This is a genomic window from Moraxella sp. K1664, assembly GCF_039693965.1.
Classification (GTDB): domain Bacteria; phylum Pseudomonadota; class Gammaproteobacteria; order Pseudomonadales; family Moraxellaceae; genus Moraxella.
On record NZ_CP155576.1, the window covers coordinates 2,543,950 to 2,565,480 of the forward strand.

At 45.2% G+C, this 21,531-nt stretch carries 20 protein-coding genes; 14 read left to right on the forward strand and 6 right to left on the reverse strand.

Features of this window, described 5'->3' with window-relative positions; all coding sequences use genetic code 11:
- Positions 1 to 2: 2 nt before the first annotated feature.
- Complete coding sequence (locus AAHK14_RS12325; protein ID WP_062499259.1) at positions 3 to 551, forward strand: ATP/GTP-binding protein; 549 nt, start codon at positions 3 to 5, stop codon at positions 549 to 551.
- Positions 552 to 573: 22 nt separating this feature from the next.
- Complete coding sequence (locus AAHK14_RS12330; RefSeq protein WP_065255517.1) at positions 574 to 1,200, forward strand: hypothetical protein; 627 nt, start codon at positions 574 to 576, stop codon at positions 1,198 to 1,200.
- A gap of 30 nt (positions 1,201 to 1,230) precedes the next feature.
- On the opposite strand, the gene AAHK14_RS12335 is transcribed toward AAHK14_RS12330, so the two are convergent.
- Both AAHK14_RS12335 and AAHK14_RS12340 read right to left on the reverse strand, forming a co-directional pair.
- Complete coding sequence (locus AAHK14_RS12335; RefSeq protein WP_065255518.1) at positions 1,231 to 2,997, reverse strand: ABC transporter ATP-binding protein/permease; 1,767 nt, start codon at positions 2,995 to 2,997, stop codon at positions 1,231 to 1,233.
- Positions 2,998 to 3,063: 66 nt separating this feature from the next.
- The gene (locus AAHK14_RS12340; RefSeq protein ID WP_065255519.1) at positions 3,064 to 5,229 is read right to left on the reverse strand and encodes a TonB-dependent siderophore receptor; all 2,166 of its coding nucleotides are present in this window, start codon (positions 5,227 to 5,229) and stop codon (positions 3,064 to 3,066) included.
- A 602-nt stretch (positions 5,230 to 5,831) separates the two neighbouring features.
- Here AAHK14_RS12340 and AAHK14_RS12345 point away from each other — a divergent pair.
- The 3 genes from AAHK14_RS12345 (at position 5,832) to AAHK14_RS12355 (ending at position 8,612) form a co-directional block, all read left to right on the forward strand.
- Positions 5,832 to 6,812 carry an ABC transporter substrate-binding protein gene (locus AAHK14_RS12345; protein ID WP_227712963.1) on the forward strand — a complete coding sequence of 327 codons (981 nt, stop codon included), beginning with the start codon at positions 5,832 to 5,834 and terminating at the stop codon, positions 6,810 to 6,812.
- 79 nt (positions 6,813 to 6,891) lie between these two features.
- Positions 6,892 to 7,821, forward strand: coding sequence for an ABC transporter permease (locus tag AAHK14_RS12350; protein ID WP_065255521.1), 930 nt, complete (start codon positions 6,892 to 6,894; stop codon positions 7,819 to 7,821).
- Positions 7,818 to 8,612, forward strand: coding sequence for an ABC transporter ATP-binding protein (locus AAHK14_RS12355; protein WP_065255522.1), 795 nt, complete (start codon positions 7,818 to 7,820; stop codon positions 8,610 to 8,612). Before AAHK14_RS12350 ends, AAHK14_RS12355 begins: the two co-directional genes overlap by 4 nt.
- A 214-nt stretch (positions 8,613 to 8,826) precedes the next feature.
- Here AAHK14_RS12355 and AAHK14_RS12360 read toward each other — a convergent pair whose 3' ends face one another.
- Positions 8,827 to 9,855: an IS110 family transposase gene (locus AAHK14_RS12360; RefSeq protein WP_083108321.1), complete on the reverse strand. Its 1,029-nt coding sequence runs from the start codon at positions 9,853 to 9,855 to the stop codon at positions 8,827 to 8,829.
- Between the two features lie 303 nt (positions 9,856 to 10,158).
- On the opposite strand from AAHK14_RS12360, the gene purU reads away from it, so the two are divergent.
- The gene (purU, locus tag AAHK14_RS12365) at positions 10,159 to 11,016 is read left to right on the forward strand and encodes a formyltetrahydrofolate deformylase (RefSeq protein ID WP_062498304.1); all 858 of its coding nucleotides are present in this window, start codon (positions 10,159 to 10,161) and stop codon (positions 11,014 to 11,016) included.
- Positions 11,017 to 11,111: 95 nt separating this feature from the next.
- On the opposite strand, the gene ndk is transcribed toward purU, so the two are convergent.
- Both ndk and AAHK14_RS12375 read right to left on the reverse strand, forming a co-directional pair.
- Positions 11,112 to 11,543 (reverse strand): nucleoside-diphosphate kinase, encoded by a 432-nt coding sequence (gene ndk, locus AAHK14_RS12370; RefSeq protein ID WP_062498305.1) that lies wholly within the window; start codon positions 11,541 to 11,543, stop codon positions 11,112 to 11,114.
- Positions 11,544 to 11,733: 190 nt separating this feature from the next.
- Entirely contained in the window at positions 11,734 to 13,926 is a 2,193-nt protein-coding gene (locus AAHK14_RS12375) for a carboxy terminal-processing peptidase (RefSeq protein WP_065256279.1), read from the reverse strand.
- A gap of 43 nt (positions 13,927 to 13,969) precedes the next feature.
- On the opposite strand from AAHK14_RS12375, the gene AAHK14_RS12380 reads away from it, so the two are divergent.
- From AAHK14_RS12380 to AAHK14_RS12415, 8 genes are all read left to right on the forward strand, one after another.
- The gene (locus AAHK14_RS12380; RefSeq protein WP_156065147.1) at positions 13,970 to 14,158 is read left to right on the forward strand and encodes a hypothetical protein; all 189 of its coding nucleotides are present in this window, start codon (positions 13,970 to 13,972) and stop codon (positions 14,156 to 14,158) included.
- The gene (gene nagZ, locus AAHK14_RS12385) at positions 14,106 to 15,173 is read left to right on the forward strand and encodes a beta-N-acetylhexosaminidase (protein ID WP_065256273.1); all 1,068 of its coding nucleotides are present in this window, start codon (positions 14,106 to 14,108) and stop codon (positions 15,171 to 15,173) included. Before AAHK14_RS12380 ends, nagZ begins: the two co-directional genes overlap by 53 nt.
- 112 nt (positions 15,174 to 15,285) lie before the next feature.
- Positions 15,286 to 15,957 carry a hypothetical protein gene (locus AAHK14_RS12390; RefSeq protein ID WP_065256272.1) on the forward strand — a complete coding sequence of 224 codons (672 nt, stop codon included), beginning with the start codon at positions 15,286 to 15,288 and terminating at the stop codon, positions 15,955 to 15,957.
- Between the two features lie 67 nt (positions 15,958 to 16,024).
- Entirely contained in the window at positions 16,025 to 16,588 is a 564-nt protein-coding gene (locus AAHK14_RS12395) for a hypothetical protein (protein ID WP_065256271.1), read from the forward strand.
- Between the two features lie 159 nt (positions 16,589 to 16,747).
- A complete protein-coding gene (gene leuE, locus AAHK14_RS12400) occupies positions 16,748 to 17,398 on the forward strand; it encodes a leucine efflux protein LeuE (protein ID WP_065256278.1) in 651 nt (216 codons plus the stop codon).
- A gap of 185 nt (positions 17,399 to 17,583) precedes the next feature.
- On the forward strand, positions 17,584 to 18,060 hold the full coding sequence (locus tag AAHK14_RS12405) for an SMI1/KNR4 family protein (protein ID WP_065256270.1): 477 nt from the start codon (positions 17,584 to 17,586) through the stop codon (positions 18,058 to 18,060).
- A gap of 64 nt (positions 18,061 to 18,124) precedes the next feature.
- Positions 18,125 to 18,601: an SMI1/KNR4 family protein gene (locus tag AAHK14_RS12410; RefSeq protein ID WP_065256269.1), complete on the forward strand. Its 477-nt coding sequence runs from the start codon at positions 18,125 to 18,127 to the stop codon at positions 18,599 to 18,601.
- 95 nt (positions 18,602 to 18,696) lie between these two features.
- On the forward strand, positions 18,697 to 19,044 hold the full coding sequence (locus tag AAHK14_RS12415; protein ID WP_065256268.1) for a hypothetical protein: 348 nt from the start codon (positions 18,697 to 18,699) through the stop codon (positions 19,042 to 19,044).
- A 158-nt stretch (positions 19,045 to 19,202) separates the two neighbouring features.
- On the opposite strand, the gene AAHK14_RS12420 is transcribed toward AAHK14_RS12415, so the two are convergent.
- Entirely contained in the window at positions 19,203 to 21,365 is a 2,163-nt protein-coding gene (locus tag AAHK14_RS12420) for a malate synthase G (protein WP_065256267.1), read from the reverse strand.
- Positions 21,366 to 21,531 lie beyond the last annotated feature (166 nt).

Consider the following 21,531-nt stretch of genomic DNA (forward strand, 5'->3'; position numbering starts at 1 on the left):
CAATGAGTGCCATCAATGAAGTCCGTGAACAAACCTATAAACTCATCATCGCAGGCCCTGTGGGGGCAGGTAAAACAGCTGCCATTCAAGTGTTGTCTGACAAAGGTGTGGTAACGACCGATGAAGTTGCCTCCGATGACACCAAACTCATCAAAAAGACAACCACGGTTGCCATGGACTATGGGGTTATGATACTAGACAGCGGTGAACAGGTGCGACTCTATGGTACGCCAGGACAAAGACGTTTTGACTTTATGTGGGAGATTTTAAGTGAGAATGCCTTGGGTCTTATCCTACTGCTAAACGCCGAAGAAAAAGACCCTGTGAATGACTTGGATTATTATCTTGATGCTTTCTCACCACTCATCAAAAGCAGTGCCTTAGTGGTCGGTGTTACCCATGCTGAAAATATGCCTTGGGATTTACATGAGACACTCTCAAAACGATTGATGGAACGTGGTGTCGGTGCTAACGTCATGATTGTTGATGCCCGTGACCGTGAACAAATGCGTCGTATGGTGCGTTCACTCATCTATATGATCGCCTCTTAGTTTTTATTTTCGGTAATCAATCATGCCAAATGACCACCAAAATCCCTATCTTACGCTAACACCATCTGGTGTCATGCATGCTTTTGCTTATGCCACACCCAATGACAAGCACAAAGCTCTACAAACGCTCGTCTCGCAGACTCATGTCATGTCTACCAAAGAGTGGTTAAATAAGTATTCACATGAATGGCTAGATGAGTTTGATGAAAAAGGTTGGGTACAACACCTATCACAGAACTTACCTGCTCCTAATATGCCATTGGATAAATTCTTACCTTATGTCGTGGCAAGTCTGTCAGGTACTCGCAAAGCTGTCATTGGCTCTAATGAAGGTTTTTGTTTGGCTCGCATTGGTTACACAACCGATGAAGCGGATAGGCTGGCGGTGGCAGGGGCGGACTTTTTTGACTTTTTTGTACGTCAGCATGAACGTGGACTTGCCATCGCTGGACAGGCTGTTTCACTCTTTGGTGATGTTGAACTGCTCATGCCAACCACAAGTTTTATGTTTTTGTGGATTGATAATACAGGCTATGTACTCATATTAGACGGTGAACCTTTAACCAACAATCGTGCCCTGGTAGAGCTTGTTTGGGCAATTAAGACATCGGGATTACGGTTTAATAAAAGCGATGATGATTTGACATAAACCAAGTAAAATATAAACCGCCAACCCATTTTAACCCCACCCAAGCACCACCCTTTTATCATGAAACGCCAAAAGCGTACTTCTATGCCCCACACTCACGATAATCGCTTGGGGTAGCTCGTCCCTTAGCGTGGTATAAAGGGCGGTCTCGGTCGGCTCATCTAGGGCGGACGTGGTTTCATCAAGAAATACCACAGACGGCCTAACGAGCAACGCACGCAAAAACGCCACTCGTTGTAACTCCCCTGGTGATAGATTAACCTGCCAATCGCTGTCCACATCTAGGGCGTGAATGTGCTTGCCCAGATGACAACGTGCCATGACCGCCTTTATCTTGTCATCGTTTGCCCGTATGTCAGGATAGCAAATGGCATCTCGTAACGTGCCTTGGGGCATATAGGGGCGTTGGGGCAAAAACAGCGTTTTGGCGGTAGGCATGACCGCTTGCCCTGTCGTACCAAAAGGATAAATCCCTGCCATCGCCTTTAACAGCGTGGTTTTGCCTGTGCCTGACGTGCCTTGTATCAGTAGAGCTTGCCCTGCGTGTAGCGTGATATTTATGCCATCAATCAACACCTTATCATCAAATGTTTTTATGCCAAAGTCTTTTAATATCAATACGTTATCATCATGTTTTACCGTTGATTTGTCAAGTGGCGTATTATCCAGCACATCAAGGCGAGTCAAAAAGCCATACAGACGGTTCAGCCGTGCTTGATACAACGTAAAGCTCTCATAAAACAGCCGAAAAAACGACAACGCTCGCATAAGACGGTTAAACGACTGCACCGTTTGGTGCATATCGCCCAATTTTATCTCGCCTGCAAAAAAACGTGGGGCTTGGAGCATGAGTGGCAATAGCTGAGCCACTTGGGTTACGCCTGTATTAAAGCCGTCCAATCCCAAAAGCCTACGAATTATCGCCCATCGGTTGTCAATAATCGCCCCAAATCGCCCTGCCAAATGGCGTTTTTCTTGGTGTTCGCCATCATAAAAGGCAATGCTCTCGGCATTGTCCGCCACTCGTATCAGCGAATAACGATAATCGCCATGCAAACGTTCTTTATCAAAATTAAGCCTGATGAGCGGTCGCCCAATCCACACCGACAAGGCAGTCGCCACGATGATAAAACCATAAATAAAAAATACCACACCCTTTGGCACACTCACGCCAAACACGCTCAAAATCCCCGACAGCCCCCACAATATAATCGTAAACTCAATGATAGACATCACCGCATTGATAACCCCACGCACCATCTCCACCGTGATTGTGATAAACTCCTTAGCGTCCTGCTCGATACGCTGGTCGATGTTATCAGGGGTACGCAGGTCGTGGGTGTGTTTTAGGCGGTAGTAGTTTTTGTGCGACAAATAGCGGTCAAGTAGCACGGCATTAAATCGCTCCCACCATTTAATCTCAAAGGCTTCGCCCACAAACCTATCCACCACGTCTTGTGCCACTTTAAACATCATCAAACTGGCATTTAGCAGAGCAAAAAACCAAAACGCCTGTGCGTCCATGTCTTGTAATGAGCTGTACAATTTATTATAAAACTGCGTATTTAGCACGCTGATTTTAACTTCCAAAAGCACAAAGAAAATCAAAAGCCCAATCATCACAAGGGCTTTTGCGGTGTTGGCACGGCTTAGACAAGGCTTGGCAATGTGCCAAAATTTTTTGCCAAAGGGGGTAAATTTTAACGCCCACACCGCCACCGACAGCACCACCGCCACCCAAAAAAATGCCTTAAATAACCAAAATACCGCCGTGATAAGCTCGTATTGCCAATCCATAACTTGCCTTATTTTTAAAAATAAAAACCCTTTTTCAAAGCGAAAAAGGGCAAAGGGTGCGTGTTATCAATATTTAAAAGTCAAAGTCGCACGAATGTTGCGTGGCTCGCCATAAGAGACAAGCTGGGAGTTGGGCGTTGTGCCGATAAGATAGTCTTTGTCCGTCAAGTTTTTGACCGCCAAACCCACACCCCAATTTTTGGCTTCATAGCCTGCCTTAGCGTCAAGCACGGTATAGGCTGGCAAATCAATAAAATGCGTGGTTTCTACCCCACGGTTATTGACCGCTGTCCGCCACGCTCGTCTGTCGCCTTGATAACGCAAGCCACCACCGACATACCAGCCCAAACGGTCAGGGCTAAAATGATATTGCGTGGACACGGACGCAGAGTGTTCTGGGATTTGGCTGATACGCTGACCGACATTGGACGCACGGCTGTTTTCCACGATTTTGGCGGTTGGGATATAGCTGTACGAACCCGAGATATTCCATTGGTTATTCATCACAAACGCACTTTCAAACTCAAAACCTTTGGTGCGTTGCTTACCCACAAGCTCGCTATATCCTGTGCCAACCCCACTATCGTCATAAATCGTTTCGGCAACATTTTTGCGAGTGATGTCATAGGCGGACACATAGCCTTGCAAACGTTTGTCAAAGCCTTGAAATTTTACGCCAATTTCGGCATTTTGACCTTTTTCGGGGTCTAGCACTTCGCCATTTTGTCCTGTGCTGGTGTTTTGTTGAAAGGACGTACCAAAGCTGACATAAGGGGCGAATTTGCCTTGATAATCATACATGGCGGACACACTGCCTGTAAATTCGCCGTCTGTGCGTTTGGCATTGGCTCCTGTCAGCACGTTATCCACGTCCGTTTTTGCCCAGTCGTGGCGGACGCTCGCCCCAAAAATCCAGTCATCATAACGCATACTGTCCTTGGCGTACAGCCCTGCGTATTGAGTAGTGGTAATATTTTGGCTAGGCGTACCTTCTGTAATGCTTGATACGTCATAGCTTGGATTGTTGATGTCAAAATTGGGATAAGCTCGGTCATTACGGCGATAATAGTCGCTTTTTTCACGCAATAGGTCAAGCCCTACTGTTACATCATGCTCAACGTTACCTGTATTAAAATAAGTCTCAAAGCGGTTGTCGCTGGTGAGCATGGTGTCTTTTTTGATTTGATTGTTAATTTGGCGACCGATATTGCCCGTGCTATAAAAATTGTTATGAGCGGTTGAAAGTACAGGCTTGCCGTCTGTGTCGGTTTTGTTAATGGCAAAAATGGACTTAAAGGTGAGCTTGTCATTGATATGATGAGCCAAATCATAGCCCAAACGCAAGGTTTTTTGTTCATAACCATAATCAGGCAAGCCAAAAAACGTACTGGACGAATACTGCTCGTGGGCATTGCGTACGGTTTGCTCGCCTGTGGCAAGGTCTATGGTGTTGTTGTGTGGCAAGCCCTGCTGACGGAGATATTCACGCCATTGATAACTGCCCAAAAGGGTCAAATCGGTGTCATCGCCTAAATCAAAAGTATAGCTTGGGGCAATGTAGTTGTCTTTAAAATAGACATAATCCGTTGCGTCATCATGGTCAGAAAAACGCCCATTTAGGCGAAACGCTCCTTTTTTGTTGTCGTTTGGGGCATAGTTTAGGTCATAGGCAAGCTCTTTGTTATTAAAACTGCCAACCGTGATTTTGCCTTTGGCAAAGGTCTCGCTGTCAGGGCGTTTTGAGGTGATATTGACAATCCCGCTTGGCAATGCCATGCCGTAGCCTGTAGTGGTCGTGCCTTTGACTACTTCAATGCTGTCCGCTCCTGCCACGTCCCACGCTCGCAGGTTATTGGACGACATCTGTACACGCATACCGTCCACATACATCTGATTGGATGATACTTGCCCACGAATGATAAAGTCATCCCACCCGCGCCGACCCTGCACGCCTGATGACACGCCTGCCACATTTTCCAAAAGCTCGGCAACGGTGCTGGCTTGTTTTTGCTCTACCTGCTGTGGGGTTAGCACGCTCACTGATTGGGCGGTCTCATACAGGGGACTGTCGTCTTTTAGGGAATTGGGCGTGATGGCGACATATTTGCCAGCGTCTTTGGAGATGGTGATGGTCTCATGTCCTAGCATGACGGTCGGCTCGCCATCATTTGCCTGAGCATTGGTCGCAACAAGTATGGCAACACTTAATAAAGACAAGGGAAATTTACGCATGATACAAAGTACCTAATAAAAATGATAATGAGTTGTATTATGTATTATATTTGTAAATGGGTGCGTAATACTATTGCAAATATGATTTATTTTTTAAATTTATTAATTTTGTTTTTTAAATAAAATTATCTTAGGGCGTACCTACCTTTGGTATCTGCAATGAAAAATGCCTGTTTAAAAAAGCAGCGGAATCACACGTTTTTCAAGGAAAAGTCCGCAGTTGATATTGAAATATCAACAAAGATTTTGACTTAGAGCCATAATCCGACCACTTAATTTTAAAAATCAAGTTAAAATCTTAAAAATTCACACGATTAAGTGGTCGGATAGCCATTTTTCATGCAAAAATAGATTTAGAATGTTAAGTTTTTAGCTTATTTTTATAAAAATGTTATCAAGGGTAGGCACACCCTAACACCAAAGTGGTCTTATGATGACAAGCCCACTTTTATTTTGCCAACCATTTTTTAAAAATTTTTATATTTTCATTCCAAAAACTATTGTCATTACTCTGTAACTACTCTATAATAAAAGTCATCATATTGTTACACAAGGAGTTCGTCATGACGACCATCAGTGCCAAATTTCCCAAACTCATCGGCATGAGTATGCTTTGCTCGCTACTGTTTGCCTGCGGCGGTGACAAACCTACCAGCCAAAACGAGACCACCCAAACTCCCACGACTGCCGAGAGCAAATCGATTGCCATTACTGCCATCGTCGAACACCCTGCACTGGACGCCGTTCGTCAAGGCACACTTGAAGCCTTAGCCAGCGAAGGCTTTAAAGAAGGCGAGAACCTAACGGTCAATTTCCAATCCGCCCAAGGCAACCCTGCCACCGCAGGACAAATCGCCAAACAGTTCGTGGCGGACAACCCTGACGCCATCGTCGCCATCGCCACCCCATCTGCCCAAGCGGTTGTCAGTGCCACTACCACCATTCCCGTGGTATTCTCTGCCGTGACCGAACCTGTGGAAGCCAAACTGGTGCCCAAACTAGATGGCTCTGGCACGAACGTAACAGGGGCATCGGACGTGCTACCACTTGAACCGCAGATTGACCTTATCAAAGAGCTAATTCCTAGCGTCAAAAACATCGGGTTCGTGTACAGCCCAGGGGAAGTGAACTCCACCGTGACTTTGCGTAACCTAAAAGCCATCGCCGAACCCCAAGGGCTCACCATCGTTGAAGCCCCTGCCCAAAAATCATCAGACATCGCCATGAGTGCCCAAAGTCTGGTTGGCAAGGTGGACGTGATTTATACATCAACCGACAATAACGTCATCAACGCTTATGAAGCCCTTGCCAAAGTCGCCAAAGAAGGTAAAATCCCCCTTGTCTCATCTGACCCTAGCGTGGTCGAGCGTGGGGCGAGTGTTGCTCTTGGCGTAAACTATCATGGTCTGGGACTAGAAACAGGCAAAATCACCGCCCGCATCCTAAAAGGCGAAAAAGCAGGCGACATCGCCGTGTACAGTGCCAGCGAGCTTGACTTGATGGTCAGCAAGAAAAATGCCAGCGAGCAGGGTTTGAGCGTACCACAATCCATTTTGGATAAAGCCAAAACAGTGGTAGAATAATGCCTTTTAGATAATTATTTTATAAATACAAAATGCACGCCAAATCGTGGGCGTGTGTTTTGTTTTGATTGGAGCAGATATGTCATTGATTGCCTTTTTAGGGGCGTTAGAGAGCGGACTGATATATGCCATCATGGCACTTGGGGTGCTCATATCGTTTCGCATTTTGGACTTTCCTGATTTGACCGCCGATGGTAGTTTTCCCTTGGGCGGTGCGGTGGCGGCAGTATCCATCATCGCAGGCTTTAACCCTTGGGTGGCTTGTCTTTTTGGCATGATGGCAGGCATGATGGCAGGGGTTGTGACCGCATGGCTGAATGTCAAGATTGGCATATTACACCTACTGGCAGGTATTTTGGTCATGACCGCTCTGTATTCGGTGAACCTACGTATCATGAATGCCCCTAACCTATCACTACTTGGTGAGCCAAGTGTTTTTACCCCCTTTATCAGTGGCGATAATGGCATGTGGGTGCGTGTATTGGTCGCAGGGGCAGTTGTGGTTGTGGTCAAACTCCTGCTTGACTGGTTTTTTAATACCGAGACAGGGCTTGCCATGCGTGCCACAGGCTCCAACCTAAAAATGGCACAAGCCCAAGGCATTAACACTTCCTTTACCATCATGCTCGGCATGGCGATTAGTAACGGCTTGATTGCTCTATCAGGGGCGTTATTCGTGCAGACCCAAGGCGGAGCGGACATCTCAGTGGGTATCGGCACCATCGTGGTCGGTCTGGCGGCGGTCATCATCGGTGAGACCGTGCTAAGTGCCAAAAAAATCTTTCTTATCACGCTCTCGGTGGTCATCGGTGCGGTGCTGTATAAACTCTTTATCCAAATCGCCCTATCTAGCCAAACCTTACGCAGTATCGGTTTTGGACCGCAGGACTTGAACCTAGTGACCGCCCTACTGGTAGCGATTGCTCTGATTTTACCCAAATTTCGCTCAAAAGCCCTAAGTGCATTTGGCATGGGCAAAAAATCTGCCAAAACAGGGGGTGCCTCATGATGACCGCAACCGATTTGCGTCTGACCTTTAACGCTGGCACACCCATCGAAAACCCTGCCTTGCGTGGGCTGTCTTTGCACATCAACGATGGCGAATTTGTGACCGTCATCGGTACTAACGGGGCAGGCAAATCCACTTTCCTAAACACGGTAAGCGGTGCCTTACGCCCCGATACTGGCTCGATTGTGATAAATGGCATGGACGTTACCAAAAAGCCCACGCACAAACGCAGTCACTGGGTCGCCCGTGTATTCCAAGACCCGATGGCAGGCACTTGTGAAGCCCTAACCATCGAAGATAACATGGCTCTCGCCTTTAAACGTGGGGGCGTGCGTGGCTTACTTCCTGCCCTAAATAGCAAAAATCGTGAGCTGTTTCGTGACAAACTTGCCATCTTAAATCTAGGGTTAGAAAACCGCCTAACCGACCGCATGGGACTGCTCTCAGGCGGACAACGCCAAGCGGTCAGCCTACTCATGGCAAGCCTACAACCATCCAAAATCCTACTGCTGGACGAACACACCGCCGCCCTTGACCCCAAAACCGCCAGTTTTGTCCTAGAACTCACCGACAAAATCGTGAATGAAGGTCGGCTAACCACACTCATGGTCACGCACTCGATGGCTCAGGCATTGGCTCACGGCACACGCACCGTCATGCTCCATCAAGGGCAGGTAGTTCTTGATGTCTCGGGCGATGAACGCCGTGGTATGGACGTCCAAGACCTACTAGACATGTTTGAAAAAACCCGTGGCGAGAAAGTGGCGGATGACAGTTTGATATTGGGCTAGGGGTTTTGGTTACACCAAGGATTTAAAGGTTAAACGACTTTTAAATCCTTTTTTATTTTAGACTTCCTGCAAAACCCCAAATTAAAGAAAACTGCTCAAAGTGAGCTAGCCTGCCCATAACGGTTTTCCGCCACCCGCAGGCATAGCTCAGATACCATGATACCCCACCTAAGTCAATGGTTTTTTAAGTATCTGGTATCTAGTATCTTACAAACTAACTTAAAGATACTTGTTGCTCAAAGGATGTTTGGGTTTTGATAACACCAAAACAGATATGTACCAATTTACGCATACAAGCACATAAGGCTTGCATTTTGGTTTTACCGTTTTGTTGTAATCGTTCATAAAATGCCTTAATGGTGCTATTATAACGAATGGCACTCATTGCAGACATATACAGCTTAGCACGCAAAGAGACTTGCCCTTGTTTGGACAGTTTGGTTGCTCCCTTAAAGACACCTGACTGTCTTTGTTTGGGTATTAAGCCTAAAAACGAAGCCATCTGTGAGGCTTTTTTAAATTGTTTGGTATGTATTAAGCATACCACTTCTTTGGCAATAACAGAACCAATACCGTCAATGGTTTCAAGTAAGGTTTTGTCTTGCTTTAAACTTGGTTGTTTGTCAACAAAGTCATCAATGTCTTTGGTGAGTTTGGCAATTTCCTCTTGAAGGACACTGATGACTGTTTGCATGGATGCTTTAACCAAATCGGGCAGATTGGGTGATAAGAGCAACTCTTGTCGGTTTTGCTCTCGTTGCAAATCTTCTTTGAGTGCTTCTAAGCGAGCCAATAGAGCTTTTAGCTGTTTGGCTTCAATGCTAGGTGCTACCCAAACCTCAGGCTTGTGGCTATAACCATACCTTGATAAAATAATGCTGTCTTTTTTATCAGTTTTATGGATTACCCCCAAACTGTCTGCAAATTTGCGGACATAGTTAGGATTGACAATGCTTTGCTTGATATTATTATCATCAAGAAACTCACTTAGGTGTTCATGATAAACCCCTGTTGCTTCTAGGATGATGTGTAGCTCATCAAGATGATTGCTGACATTGGTTTTTAACCAAGCAAGCAGTAAATCAAAGCCTGCTTTGTTGTTGTTAAAAACCTTGGTTTTTACTTTATTTGTGCTTGGGTTTATAAATGCAACATCAAACTTTGCTTTGCTGATGTCTATGCCAATATAGTGTATCATCTGTCTCTTGCCTTGTTTATGCAGTGTCTGTTTTAATAAACGCACTTAGATACCATTCAGAGTTAAGATGACAAGCAAAGGACACCATCTGAGCACCAGTGTTAAGACACTAAGGGCGAACCCGTGTTCTCTTTGCTTGTATAACCCAACAACATTCTAGCAGATAATCTAGGTTTGGTGTTGGGTTGATACAAGGGCGAACGGAAAACTAGTTTTGCAGGAAGTTTTTTAGAAAAATCAACACAGCCCATTTTAAAATCCAAAATAACATCTTTTACCAAAAAATTCCCCCATCGGGCTCATATGGTGGTAAAATTAGCACTTTTTTAATGAAAACAGAGTAAGACCATGAATCAAAACATTGCACGACTTTTGGTAACTTGTGCCGACCAAGCAGGCATTGTCCAAGCGGTATCAGGCTTTTTATATCATCACGGGGCCAACATCATCTCGCTTGACCAACACACGACCGAAGCCTATGGCGGTAAATACTTCATGCGAGTAGAATTTCATGTGGAAGATTTGGCAGACAAAAAGCAAACCCTGCTTGATACCTTTGCCAAAAATGTCGCTGACAAATACCAAATGAGCTGGCGGTTGTCTTGTAGTTTTGATGTCAAAAAAATGGGGATTTTGGTATCCAAAGAAGACCATGCCTTGTTAGAACTTTTGTGGCGTTATAGCCGTGGGACATTGCCCTGTCAGATTACCAAAGTCGTCTCCAACCACGAAGATTTGCGTGCCGATGTTGAAAGCTTTGGCATTCCTTTTGTGCATATTCCTGTTGGTAAAGACAACAAAGACGAAGCCTACGACAAAATCGATGAAGTCATGCAGGGCAATGATTTGCTGGTGCTGGCTCGTTATATGCAAATTCTTACGCCAAGTTTTGTCGATAAGTGGGAGAGTAAAGTCATCAACATTCATCACTCATTTTTGCCTGCCTTTGTGGGAGCAAACCCCTATAAACAAGCCTTTGATAAAGGGGTCAAACTCATCGGGGCGACCGCTCACTATGTCACAAGCGAGCTTGATGAAGGCCCCATCATCGAGCAAGGCGTGGAGCGTGTTAGCCATGCCTTTGATGTGGCAGAGCTACGAGAACTTGGGCGAGACATTGAGCGTGAAGTGTTGGCTCGTGCGGTCAAATGGCACCTAGAAGACCGTATCATCCTAGATGGTAATAAAACGGTGGTTTTTGACTAATTTTTGGCGGATTTTTTATATAAAAAACCGAACCATCTATCATGGCTCGGTTTTTTTGCTTAGCAGTTTTGCTTAACAGTTTTTGCTTGGCAAAATTAACGAGTGCGTGGGCAAACTTCGTTATCGGCAAAGAAATACGCAATCTCACGCTCAGCCGATGTGGTGCTGTCAGAACCGTGAGCAGCGTTCTCATCAATGCTGGTAGCAAAGTCAGCACGGATGGTGCCAGCAGCTGCTTCTTTTGGGTTGGTCGCACCTAGGATGTCACGGTGAGCAAGTACCGCATTTTCACCTTCTAGGACAGACACCACCACAGGGCCTGAGGTCATGAATGCCACTAGGTCATTAAAAAAACCACGCTCTTTATGCTCAGCATAAAAACCTTCGGCTTCTTCTTTTGATAGATGTTTCATCTTGGTAGCGATGATTTTTAGACCATTTTTTTCAAAGCGAGAGAAAATCTCGCCGATGTGGTTGGCACCCACTGCGTCTGGTTTTACGATAGAAAGTGTGCGTTCAATAGCCATGATATTTCCTTAAAATAAATGGATGAATAAGTTCGTAATTTTGCCGTTTTGTCGGTCAAAATCTTTTTTATTATAACCAAGTTTTGATAAAAATCCTAGGGGATAACGATAAAATTTGGTAAAAAAGCATGACAAACCGCCATGCTTTATTTTATCTTTGCTTGCTTTTATCCTTGCTTTTATCCTTGCATTACTCCACCAATGTCTTTTTGTCTTTGGCTTCAAACATCAAGGTCGCCGCTTCGATGACAAATGCTTCACTCTCGGGCAGTTGCGGGCGTTCGTTTTCTTTCATCAAGCTACGCTCTTCGGCCAGGGCGTCCATACTCGCCTGATACATCGACCAGTCGGTAAATGGGGTCTCGCCCATGGCTTGACGACGGGCATTTTCGGCAGCCAAGGTTTTTTGCTCGATAAGGTCACGCTTGGCACGGCGTTTGTCAATGTCCACATTGGCAGGTTTTTTGTCATCATCCATGGCACGAATGTCGTTCAATGCCGTTAGGTATTTGAACTGCGGATTGCTCTCTTGGCGTGCCTTTGATGATGCGATGAGCGATGCCATCAAATCCTTAGAATATTTACCATGTGCCATGAATGGCGTGGTTTTGATGGTGTCCCACTCCAAGGGGTTTTTGTACTCACGCTCACCAAACTCAATGCCTTCATAGATGTTCACCAGTGGCACATCAGGCACCACGCCCTTGTTTTGGGTGCTACCGCCTGTGATACGATAAAATTTACGCTGTGTGAGCGTCATCGACCCGAGTGCCAAATCATCACGCTGTACCTGTGCCGAGCCTTTGCCCGTGGTCGTACTGCCCACCACCAGTCCACGTCCATAGTCTTGAATCGCCGCCGAGAAAATCTCTGACGCTGATGCCGAGCCTAGATTGATAAGCACTGCCATCTCGCCTGCATAGAGCTGTTTACCACCGTCTTTGTCCGCAAATACCTGCACGTTGCCTTTGTTATCACGGATTTGCACCAAAGGCCCTTCTTTGATAAATAGCCCCAGCATTTTGGCGACTTCATCTAACGAGCCACCAGGGTTATTACGCAAATCCACCACCATACCATCAATGTTTTGCTCATTTAACGCCTTGATGGCTTTTTCGGTGTCTAAGCTCACCGAACGATACTCGTCCGCCCCTGCCCCACTACGACGTGCGGCAAAGTTAAGATAAAAACTGGGAATCTCTAACACACCCACACGCTTGATGCCACCATCATAAGGCACTTCAATCACGCGGTGATGTACCCCTGACTCTTCTTGTTTGATGACGTCACGCACGATGGTAACTGTACGAGCCGAACTGTCAGGCGTGTTGGGCTGTTTGACACGAATGGTAACAGATGTACCTTTTGCCCCCCGAATGAGTGCCACTATCTCACGGGTGCTAAATCCGACCGTATCCACCATGCTCTCGCCATCTTGGGCAACCCCCAAAATCAAGTCATTGGCTTGGACTTGTCCTGTTTTTTGAGCAGGACCCCCGTCCACTAGGCTCACGATACGGATATAATCAGGGTTTTTGCGGTCGGGACGAATGGATACGCCAATGCCTTCTAATTGCAAATTTGACTGGATTTGCATTTCATTGGCTTGCACAGGAGCAAAATAGTTGCTGTGTGGGTCGTAAGTCAAGGTCGCCGCATTTAAAATTGTTTCCATGATTTCATCATTTTTTAGGCGGGCAAGCTGTTCTTGCTGACGGTTTAGGCGGTTAAGCAAAATCTCAGTGGGCGTACGCTCATCGCCACGCACCAAATCCTGACCCCGAGCCAACTCAGGATTGTCCAAAAATGCCTTGTCCTTTGCTTTATCATCTTCTTGACCAAGTGTTAGCCCAATGAGTGCATAGGTGGTCTGCGTTTGCCAAAACTCTCGCTGCTCATCAACACTCTTAAAACGTGGGGCTTCTTCACGGTCTAGCACGATGGTTTTGTCGGTGTTTAGATTGACATCGGTTTTTAAAAATTCTTTGGCAAAATCATAATACTCATTGGAACGTGTGCGATAACGCTCAAACACTTCAATCCCTGCCGACAAGTCGCCACGTTTTAGGCGTTCGGCAAAATTATCAGCATATTTGGCATTTAACTCATCGATGTCCGACTGTAAAAACAGCGTGCGTGATGGGTCAAGCTGGTCATAATACATGGTCAAAATCTTCGCCCCCATTTGCTGATTTAGGGGCTGTTCTAGATAATGGGCTTTATCCAATAATAATGACACTTGACGGGTGGTGACTTTTTGTTCAGCAGTCGGCTCAAACCCGACTTTGTCCTGTGCCATCGCCACGCCCACATAACTTTGGGCAAACAAACCGCCTGCGATGACTGTTGCCACCCCTGATAAAAAAAGTTGTTTTTTTGACATCATAGTACTTCCAAACACGGTTGTCACAACTGACAAATTAAAAATGACTTATCATAACATATCTTTATTACTTGTGTGTCTTTATTTTGTGATGTTTTTTGGGAAAAGTTACACAGATTTTGTGGCGTTTTTGCCGTTTCATGGCATAATAAGCCTTTTAACTTCTTATGGGGCGATTTATGGCAACTGGTATCATCATGGCGGACGTGGACGGCTTGACGCTCACCGATGACGATAAGGCATTTTTGGCAAATGACGCATTGGGTGGGGTGATTTTATTTAAACGCAACGTACAAGACCCTACCCAAGTGCGAGCTTTGACCGACAGCATGAGAGCGGTCAATCCCAATCTCATCATCAGTGCTGACCAAGAAGGCGGACGAGTGGCACGATTTAGGGACGGTTTTACGCCCTTGCCTGCGATGGGGCGACTGGGCGAGATTTATGATAATAACCAACAGCTTGCCCTATCGCTTGCCTATGATACAGGCTATCTGATGGCGTGTGAAGTCTTGGCGGTGGGCGTGGATATCAGCTTTGCCCCTGTGATGGACATCAATGGGTGTAGCCTTGTCATTGGCGACCGTGCGTTTCATGCCGACCCCCAAGTCGTTACCGCCCTGTCATCACGCTTTATAGATGGTATGAATAACGCCGGCATGAAAGCCACAGGCAAGCACTTCCCCGGTCATGGCTCTATCGCCCCTGACTCGCACGTCTCCGATGCGGTAGATGACCGTTCGCTAGATGAGATTTGGGGGTGTGATTTAATCACTTTTAAAAACAACCTTGCCAAACTATCCGCTCTCATGCCTGCCCACGTCATTTTTAGTCAAATTGATGACAAGCCAGCAGGCTTTTCAAAAGTATGGCTCCAAGAGATTTTACGGGATAAAATGGGTTATGACGGTGTGCTGTTCTCGGACGATTTATCCATGAAAGCCGCCCACGTGGCAGGGGACGTCACCGCTCGGGTCAAATCCGCCATAGAAGCTGGGTGCGACATGGCACTGGTGTGCAACAGCCGTGATGATGCCCTGCGTGCGGTAGAGTTCGCCAAAACCATGCCTGACGTGCCAAACCGCTTTGGCAAAATGAAAAGTGTGATACCTGCTTGGCAAGGCGACTTATCTACCACTTGTCAAGCATTTGCCCATTATAATACCGCTCGGGATAATGTGCTTGGGGCGTTTTTTGATGATGTTGGTAAGCAAGACGAGAAAGACCCGACGAATTATAAGGTTTAGGATTTGCAGATGGGTAAGTTTAAATTTAAAATTGGTGGATTATACCAAATCTACGGATGACTGACTTTTTAAAACGGTTGAGCATAAACACCCATCTTGGAGAGATTTAATCATGAAAAAACCATTGATTTTATTGGCTTTATTGTTCACTGCCACCCGCATTCAGGCAGCTCCGAAAAACGAAATCCCTGCTGTGTTTCAGGGCAAATGGGTGGAAGCAGGCGAAAGCTGCGAAGAATACCAAAACGGCGAAACCACACGCTGGTGGAGCATCAAGCAAGACAAAATCTCGCAATACCGTGCTAGCTGCACGCTGGACAAAGTGTTTACCGCCACACCACAGCAACTGCGTGCCAAATGGCGTTGCGAAGAAGTAGATGACAATGACGATGACAAAATCATTCAGTCCACGCCCACCGATACATTCACCTTAAACGGCAAGCAATTAACCGCATTCAAACAAAAATACCGTTTTTGCGGCAAGCACCAAAGCAAAGACGTATTCGTCTGCCGCAGCGACAAAATCAACATCGCCGTGAGCAACCATGACAACGACTACCACTACACCGCATGGTCAAAATCGCGTGCAACGCCTGATTTGTTTTTGCAAAATGGCGATGTCCGCATAGACGGCACAGGGCGGTATTTGCATTCGGTTTACACGTTTACGCGTCCAAACGGCTGGCAATATGAAGTGCGTGATGTCGCCGAATCAGAGTACATCAAAGGTCGGGTAACGGTAACATGGCATGGCAAAACTGTTTCAGAGATGGTTTGCAAATAATTTGCCGGCAACCTGCAAACACATACAGAAATAATCAATTCTCAGACAGCATAAACAGGAAAACATCATGAAAAAATATGCACTTATCGGCTTATTGGCACTGTTGAGCCACCACGCCCACGCCACAGAACAGTCCATCAGCAAAGACTTGGACGGCGACGGCAAACCCGACCGCGTTTGGCTGCAAGATGACGTGTTGCACATCAAATTATCCAGCCAAAACAAAGTCATCACAGAACACAATGTTTGCGATGAACCGCCCCATTTAAACAATGCGCGTGTGGGTTTTATCGTATCGTGTAGCGCAATGCGACACGGCAGCCGTTACCACTACGCCCACAATCCCGCCAATGGCAAAATGCAATACATAGGCTACGATTTTTGGGCTTTGGGCAACGCGGCAAATGACGGTGCAGGTCAAGACAGTGTGAATTTAAAAACGGGCGATTACATCGGCAAGTGGCGTTTGCGTAATAACCCCACAGAAAAATTGCGTGATTACACCATTCAAACACGTTTACCGAACATCCAGCCCATTAACGTGAACCACCCCGACGCACAACAGCAATGGCAAACACTTTGGGATGCAATCAAACAAGAAAAGCGACGCCGTCATTTACCGATTGATTAGGGTGTGCTTATCTTTGGCGTTTACAATGAAAACATCTGTTAAAAAACGGAATAAATCATCGGGTTTTTATTAGTTTTCAATAACATGTTGACAATGGCAAGTACCCCCAATCCCAATATAATCAAATCTCATCACCCCCATTTTTTTGAGTGTAATTTCATGTTCGGCATCACAGACCTAGCCACTTACCTTGTTGGCGTAATTATCATCATCACCCTACCCGGTCCAAACAGCCTATACTGCCTATCGGTGTCGGCAAGTCAAGGCAGGCGAGCGGGCATGGGGGCGATGTCGGGGATTTTGGTGGGCGATACGATACTCATACTGGCAACCGTCTTTGGGGCGGGGACGCTACTCAAACTCTACCCTGCGGTCTTTGATGTCATCAAGCTCATCGGTGGGTGCTATTTGGCGTATCTTGGGACACGGCTTATCGTTGGGGCGTATCACACCTTCAAAAACCGCCACGCCATTGTGGGTAAAAGTTTTAATCCGCCCAAAGTCCAAAACCAAAACCATTTTTACCGCTCGCTATCATTAAGCCTTACCAATCCCAAGGCGATTTTGTTTTTCTTGTCGTTTTTTGTGCAATTTGTCAGCCCAACTTATGACAAGCCGTTTTTGACGTTTTTTGTGCTGGCGGTGATTTTGCAACTTGTCAGCTTTTTGTATTTGCTCCTTTTGGTATTTAGTGGCAAAAAACTTGCCGATGTCTTTGGCTCTCGCCCGATTATCATGACTTTGGCGATGTTTGGCGTGGGGTGTTTATTTATTGGGTTTGGGGTGAATTTGTGGTTGGCAAGGTTGTGATTTGGGTTTTTGACAAACCTAATAAAACCATGATTTAACTAGATAGTAATACGTATGACACACTAATGTGCTTTTTTATTTAAAAGGTGCGTGGTATGCACCCTACGGAACTAGTTCCATCAAAAATACATAACGATGCCGTAAAACATATTGGCGAAGGTGCTTTAAGTGAAGGTAGATAAACAATGAAACAGTTAAAAATTCTTGATGACAACGGTCAAACGGACATTCAATTAATTAGGGATTTTGAAGAAGAGTACAATATTACCCTTCCAACACCTTACGTTGAGTTAATCTCAAGGCATAATGGTCTAAGGCTTTATAATAATAGGTTTGAGTTTGTAGATATAGAAGGCACTATTGATTCAACAGAGATATATTTTTTAATCTTTGGCGATGCTTGGTATGATAAAATAGTTGATTATCAGTGGAGTGGAGATCCTTATGAGCACGAAAACATTATTCCATTTGGTATTAATGCCTTGGGAGACCGCATTTGTTTTGATTACCGACAAGACTTAAGCTCAAACAATCCTCCTGTTTGCTTGGTTGATTGTGAAGACACTTTTACTGATGAACACGGTCAAGAAAAGATGGTTATTTTTCCAGTTGCTAACAGTTTTGATGAGTTTTTAGATATGCTTTATGAAGAAAGTGAATAATCCCATAAATATCTAGAATGTAAAACATACTGCCGAAGGCTCTTTAAGTGAAAGTAGATAAATCATGAAACAATTAAAAATTATTGATGACAATGGTCAAGCAGATATTCAATTAATTAGAGATTTTGAGAAAGAGTATAATATTACCCTTCCAAATTCTTATGTTGAGCTAATATCAAAACATAATGGCTTAAGGCTTTATAATAATAGGTTTGATTTTATAAATTTAGATGGTTTAATAAGTTCAACTGATATATATTTTTTAAGCTTTGGTGATGATTTTTCTGAAAACATGGCGGACTTTCAATGGTGTGGTGATTCTTATTCATACGAAAATCTTGTGCTATTTGGTGTTACTGCTTATGGAGATAGTATTTGTTTTGATTACCGTCCAGATTTAAGCACAAACAACCCTCCTGTTCGTCTAATGAGACACGAAGACACCTTTATCAATCAATACGGTCAAGACAAAAACATTGTTTTTCCTATCGCCAACAGCTTTGATGAGTTTTTAGATATGCTTTATGAAGAAAGTGAATAATCTCATAGAAAGTAAAAACCTATTTAGTTATAAACCCATTTCTAGAATTAACATCAAAGTTGCTGACAACAATCAAACCAAAAGTGAGACCAAATATGAACGATTTAAGCAATGCCTATTATGAGGTTTTAGATTGTTTGCTTTATGTCTATATGGGATTCTGTAGAGATTTTCGCCCCGAAGAAAAGAATCATTTAGAAATCATCTATATGGTAGATTATGATTTTACAATTTTGGAGCGTCATCCGCTAGAGCTGTTGATACACTATACAGGTATGTTGTCTTTGTGTTCTAGTTGGCACCCAGATGCCAGCAATTATTTTTTGAGAAAAATCAATGAGATTATTTCTCAGCATAATCTTGATGATTTGTTATCTCTACTCAATGAAGAGTGCTTTGATCAGTTACAAAGAGATCTAAAAGTATTAAATGTTATAAGTTGATATTATTTTAGTGGTAGGGTGCGTACCACGCACCTTTTAAGTGAAAAATCTTATTGGTGCGTACTACGCACCCTACTGTCTGTGGCAACTATCATTTACCAAAAAACCCAAAAACCCCAAACTAATTTGGGGTTTTTGTTTAGCCATAGGGCGGTTTATCAGTCGCCCTGATACCCTTTTAGCTTTAATCTTGCCTTGTGTAGCAGTGGCTCGGTATAGCCAGACGGCTCGGTCGCCCCCTTAAAGATAAGGTCGGCGGCAGCGTGAAAGGCAATGTTATTATCAAAATCAGCCGACATTGGACGATAGGCAGGGTCAGATGCGTTTTGTTCGTCCACGACTTTTGCCATGCGTTTTAGGGTGTCCCACACTTCATCGGCAGTTACGACACCGTGAGCGAGCCAGTTGGCGACGTGCTGAGATGAGATACGCAAGGTGGCACGGTCTTCCATTAGCCCCACGTTGTTGATATCAGGCACTTTGGAGCAACCCACGCCCAAATCAACCCAACGCACCACATAGCCCAAAATGCCTTGGCAGTTGTTTTCAAGTTCACGGCGTTTTTCGTCTGCTGTCCAGTTTGTGTCGGTGGCAAGCGGAATGGTCAAAAGGTCATCAAGGCTAGGCGTGGCAAGGCGTGCAAGCTCTTCTTGACGGTTCATGACATTGCATTTGTGATAATGAATGGCGTGAATCACCGCACCGCTTGGAGACGGTACCCATGCACAGTTTGCCCCTGCTTGGGGGTGCTCAATCTTGGTGCGATACATATCGGCAAGCTCATCAGGCTTAGGCCACATGCCTTTGCCGATTTGGGCTTTGCCACGCAGTCCTGCTTTTAGACCGATTGAGACGTTACGCTCTTCATACGCCCCAAACCACGCCTGCCCCTTAATCTCGCCCTTACGCACAAACGCCCCTGCGTGCATGGCGGTGTGAATCTCATCGCCCGTTCTGTCCATAAAGCCTGTGTTAATAAAAATCGTCCGCTCACGGGCTTGGGCGATGCAGTTTTTAAGGTTGGCAGAAGTTCTACGCTCTTCGTCCATGATGCCCATTTTTAGGCTATTTTTGGGCAAGCCAATGGCTTCTTCGGCACGAGAGAACAGCTCAACGGCAAACGCCACTTCGTCCGAGCCGTGCATTTTTGGCTTGACGATATACATCGAGCCTGTGCGAGAGTTACGCAAGGTATTCTCGCCACGAATGTCAACGGCAGAGAGCATGGGCGTGATAAGTGCGTCCATAATCCCTTCAAAAATCTCTTCGCCACCCACTAGGATAGCAGGGTTTGTCATCAAATGCCCCACGTTACGAAGTAGCATGACCGAACGCCCGTGCAGGGTCTTAGCATTGCCATTTAAGTCAGTATAAGTGCGGTCAGCGTTTAGGGTACGGGTAATGGTTTTGCCATTTTTTTCTAAGGTTTCGGACAAATTGCCTTTCATTAGCCCAAGCCAGTTGCGATAGCCTTCTACTTTTTCTTCGGCATCTACCGCCGCCACAGAGTCTTCTAGGTCTTGAATGGTGGTAACGGCAGATTCTAGCACCACGTCTTTGACCCCTGCTTTGTCGTCTTTGCCGATTGGGCTTTCTGGGTCAATTTGGATAATGACGTGTAAGCCGTTGTTTTTTAGGATAATTTCTCTAGGATTGTCAGGCGTACCATTGTAGCCGACTACTTTATTTTCGGTTAAAGTGGTTACTTTATCGTCAATTTTGGCAGATAATTTACCGTCTTTTATGGTGTAAGACGTTACATCAGCGTGCGAGCCGTCCGCTAGGGGGAATGTTTCATCAAGAAAATTCTTGGCAAATGCCACAACCTTCGCCCCACGCACAGGGTTATAACCTTTGCCTTTTTCAGCTCCGTCTGTCTCAGGAATCACGTCAAAACCGTACAACGCATCATACAGCGAACCCCAACGGGCGTTACCTGCGTTTAGGGCATAGCGGGCGTTACGCACAGGCACGACCAATTGAGCTCCTGCAATGGTGGCAATCTCATCGTCCACGTTTTGGGTACTAATCTCAAAATCAGCAACTTCGGGTTCAAGATAGCCGATTTCGGTTAAGAAATTTTTGTAAGATGACAATTCATAGGCGTTGTTTTTGTGCCAATCGTCAATCTTGGCTTGCAGTTCATCACGGCGAGCAAGCAAGGCTTTGTTTTTTGGGGTCAAGTCAAGCACAACCTGCTCAAAATTTTTCCAATAAGTGTCGCTGTCAAGTTTGGCGACAGGCAGGGCTTCATTTTCAATAAAGTCAAATAAAATTTTGTCAATGGCAAGCGAGCCTTTGGTAATGCGTTGGGTAGCCATAATTTTGTCCTTAAAATAAAATAATGATGAAATTTGGATAATAGGGCAAATTGCAATTTGCCCCTACAAATCCGCACCGAACGGATAATTTAAACAAAAACGGTGTTCTACCTTAACAGCAAAACACCGTTTTTTATTCATTTGACAGACCAAGCGGATAAATGCT

Bases quoted from the DNA above. Each gene is read 5' to 3' on its own strand.
- AAHK14_RS12340 (WP_065255519.1), bottom strand. From the start codon at position 5,229: ATGCGTAAATTTCCCTTGTCTTTATTAAGTGTTGCCATACTTGTTGCG.
- nagZ (WP_065256273.1), top strand. From the start codon at position 14,106: ATGGCAACTGGTATCATCATGGCGGACGTGGACGGCTTGACGCTCACC.
- AAHK14_RS12325 (WP_062499259.1), top strand. From the start codon at position 3: ATGAGTGCCATCAATGAAGTCCGTGAACAAACCTATAAACTCATCATC.
- AAHK14_RS12415 (WP_065256268.1), top strand. From the start codon at position 18,697: ATGAACGATTTAAGCAATGCCTATTATGAGGTTTTAGATTGTTTGCTT.
- AAHK14_RS12335 (WP_065255518.1), bottom strand. From the start codon at position 2,997: ATGGATTGGCAATACGAGCTTATCACGGCGGTATTTTGGTTATTTAAG.
- AAHK14_RS12405 (WP_065256270.1), top strand. From the start codon at position 17,584: ATGAAACAGTTAAAAATTCTTGATGACAACGGTCAAACGGACATTCAA.
- AAHK14_RS12330 (WP_065255517.1), top strand. From the start codon at position 574: ATGCCAAATGACCACCAAAATCCCTATCTTACGCTAACACCATCTGGT.
- AAHK14_RS12355 (WP_065255522.1), top strand. From the start codon at position 7,818: ATGATGACCGCAACCGATTTGCGTCTGACCTTTAACGCTGGCACACCC.
- ndk (WP_062498305.1), bottom strand. From the start codon at position 11,543: ATGGCTATTGAACGCACACTTTCTATCGTAAAACCAGACGCAGTGGGT.
- AAHK14_RS12390 (WP_065256272.1), top strand. From the start codon at position 15,286: ATGAAAAAACCATTGATTTTATTGGCTTTATTGTTCACTGCCACCCGC.
- AAHK14_RS12350 (WP_065255521.1), top strand. From the start codon at position 6,892: ATGTCATTGATTGCCTTTTTAGGGGCGTTAGAGAGCGGACTGATATAT.
- leuE (WP_065256278.1), top strand. From the start codon at position 16,748: ATGTTCGGCATCACAGACCTAGCCACTTACCTTGTTGGCGTAATTATC.
- AAHK14_RS12410 (WP_065256269.1), top strand. From the start codon at position 18,125: ATGAAACAATTAAAAATTATTGATGACAATGGTCAAGCAGATATTCAA.
- AAHK14_RS12420 (WP_065256267.1), bottom strand. From the start codon at position 21,365: ATGGCTACCCAACGCATTACCAAAGGCTCGCTTGCCATTGACAAAATT.
- AAHK14_RS12380 (WP_156065147.1), top strand. From the start codon at position 13,970: ATGACTTATCATAACATATCTTTATTACTTGTGTGTCTTTATTTTGTG.
- AAHK14_RS12375 (WP_065256279.1), bottom strand. From the start codon at position 13,926: ATGTCAAAAAAACAACTTTTTTTATCAGGGGTGGCAACAGTCATCGCA.
- AAHK14_RS12345 (WP_227712963.1), top strand. From the start codon at position 5,832: ATGAGTATGCTTTGCTCGCTACTGTTTGCCTGCGGCGGTGACAAACCT.
- purU (WP_062498304.1), top strand. From the start codon at position 10,159: ATGAATCAAAACATTGCACGACTTTTGGTAACTTGTGCCGACCAAGCA.
- AAHK14_RS12395 (WP_065256271.1), top strand. From the start codon at position 16,025: ATGAAAAAATATGCACTTATCGGCTTATTGGCACTGTTGAGCCACCAC.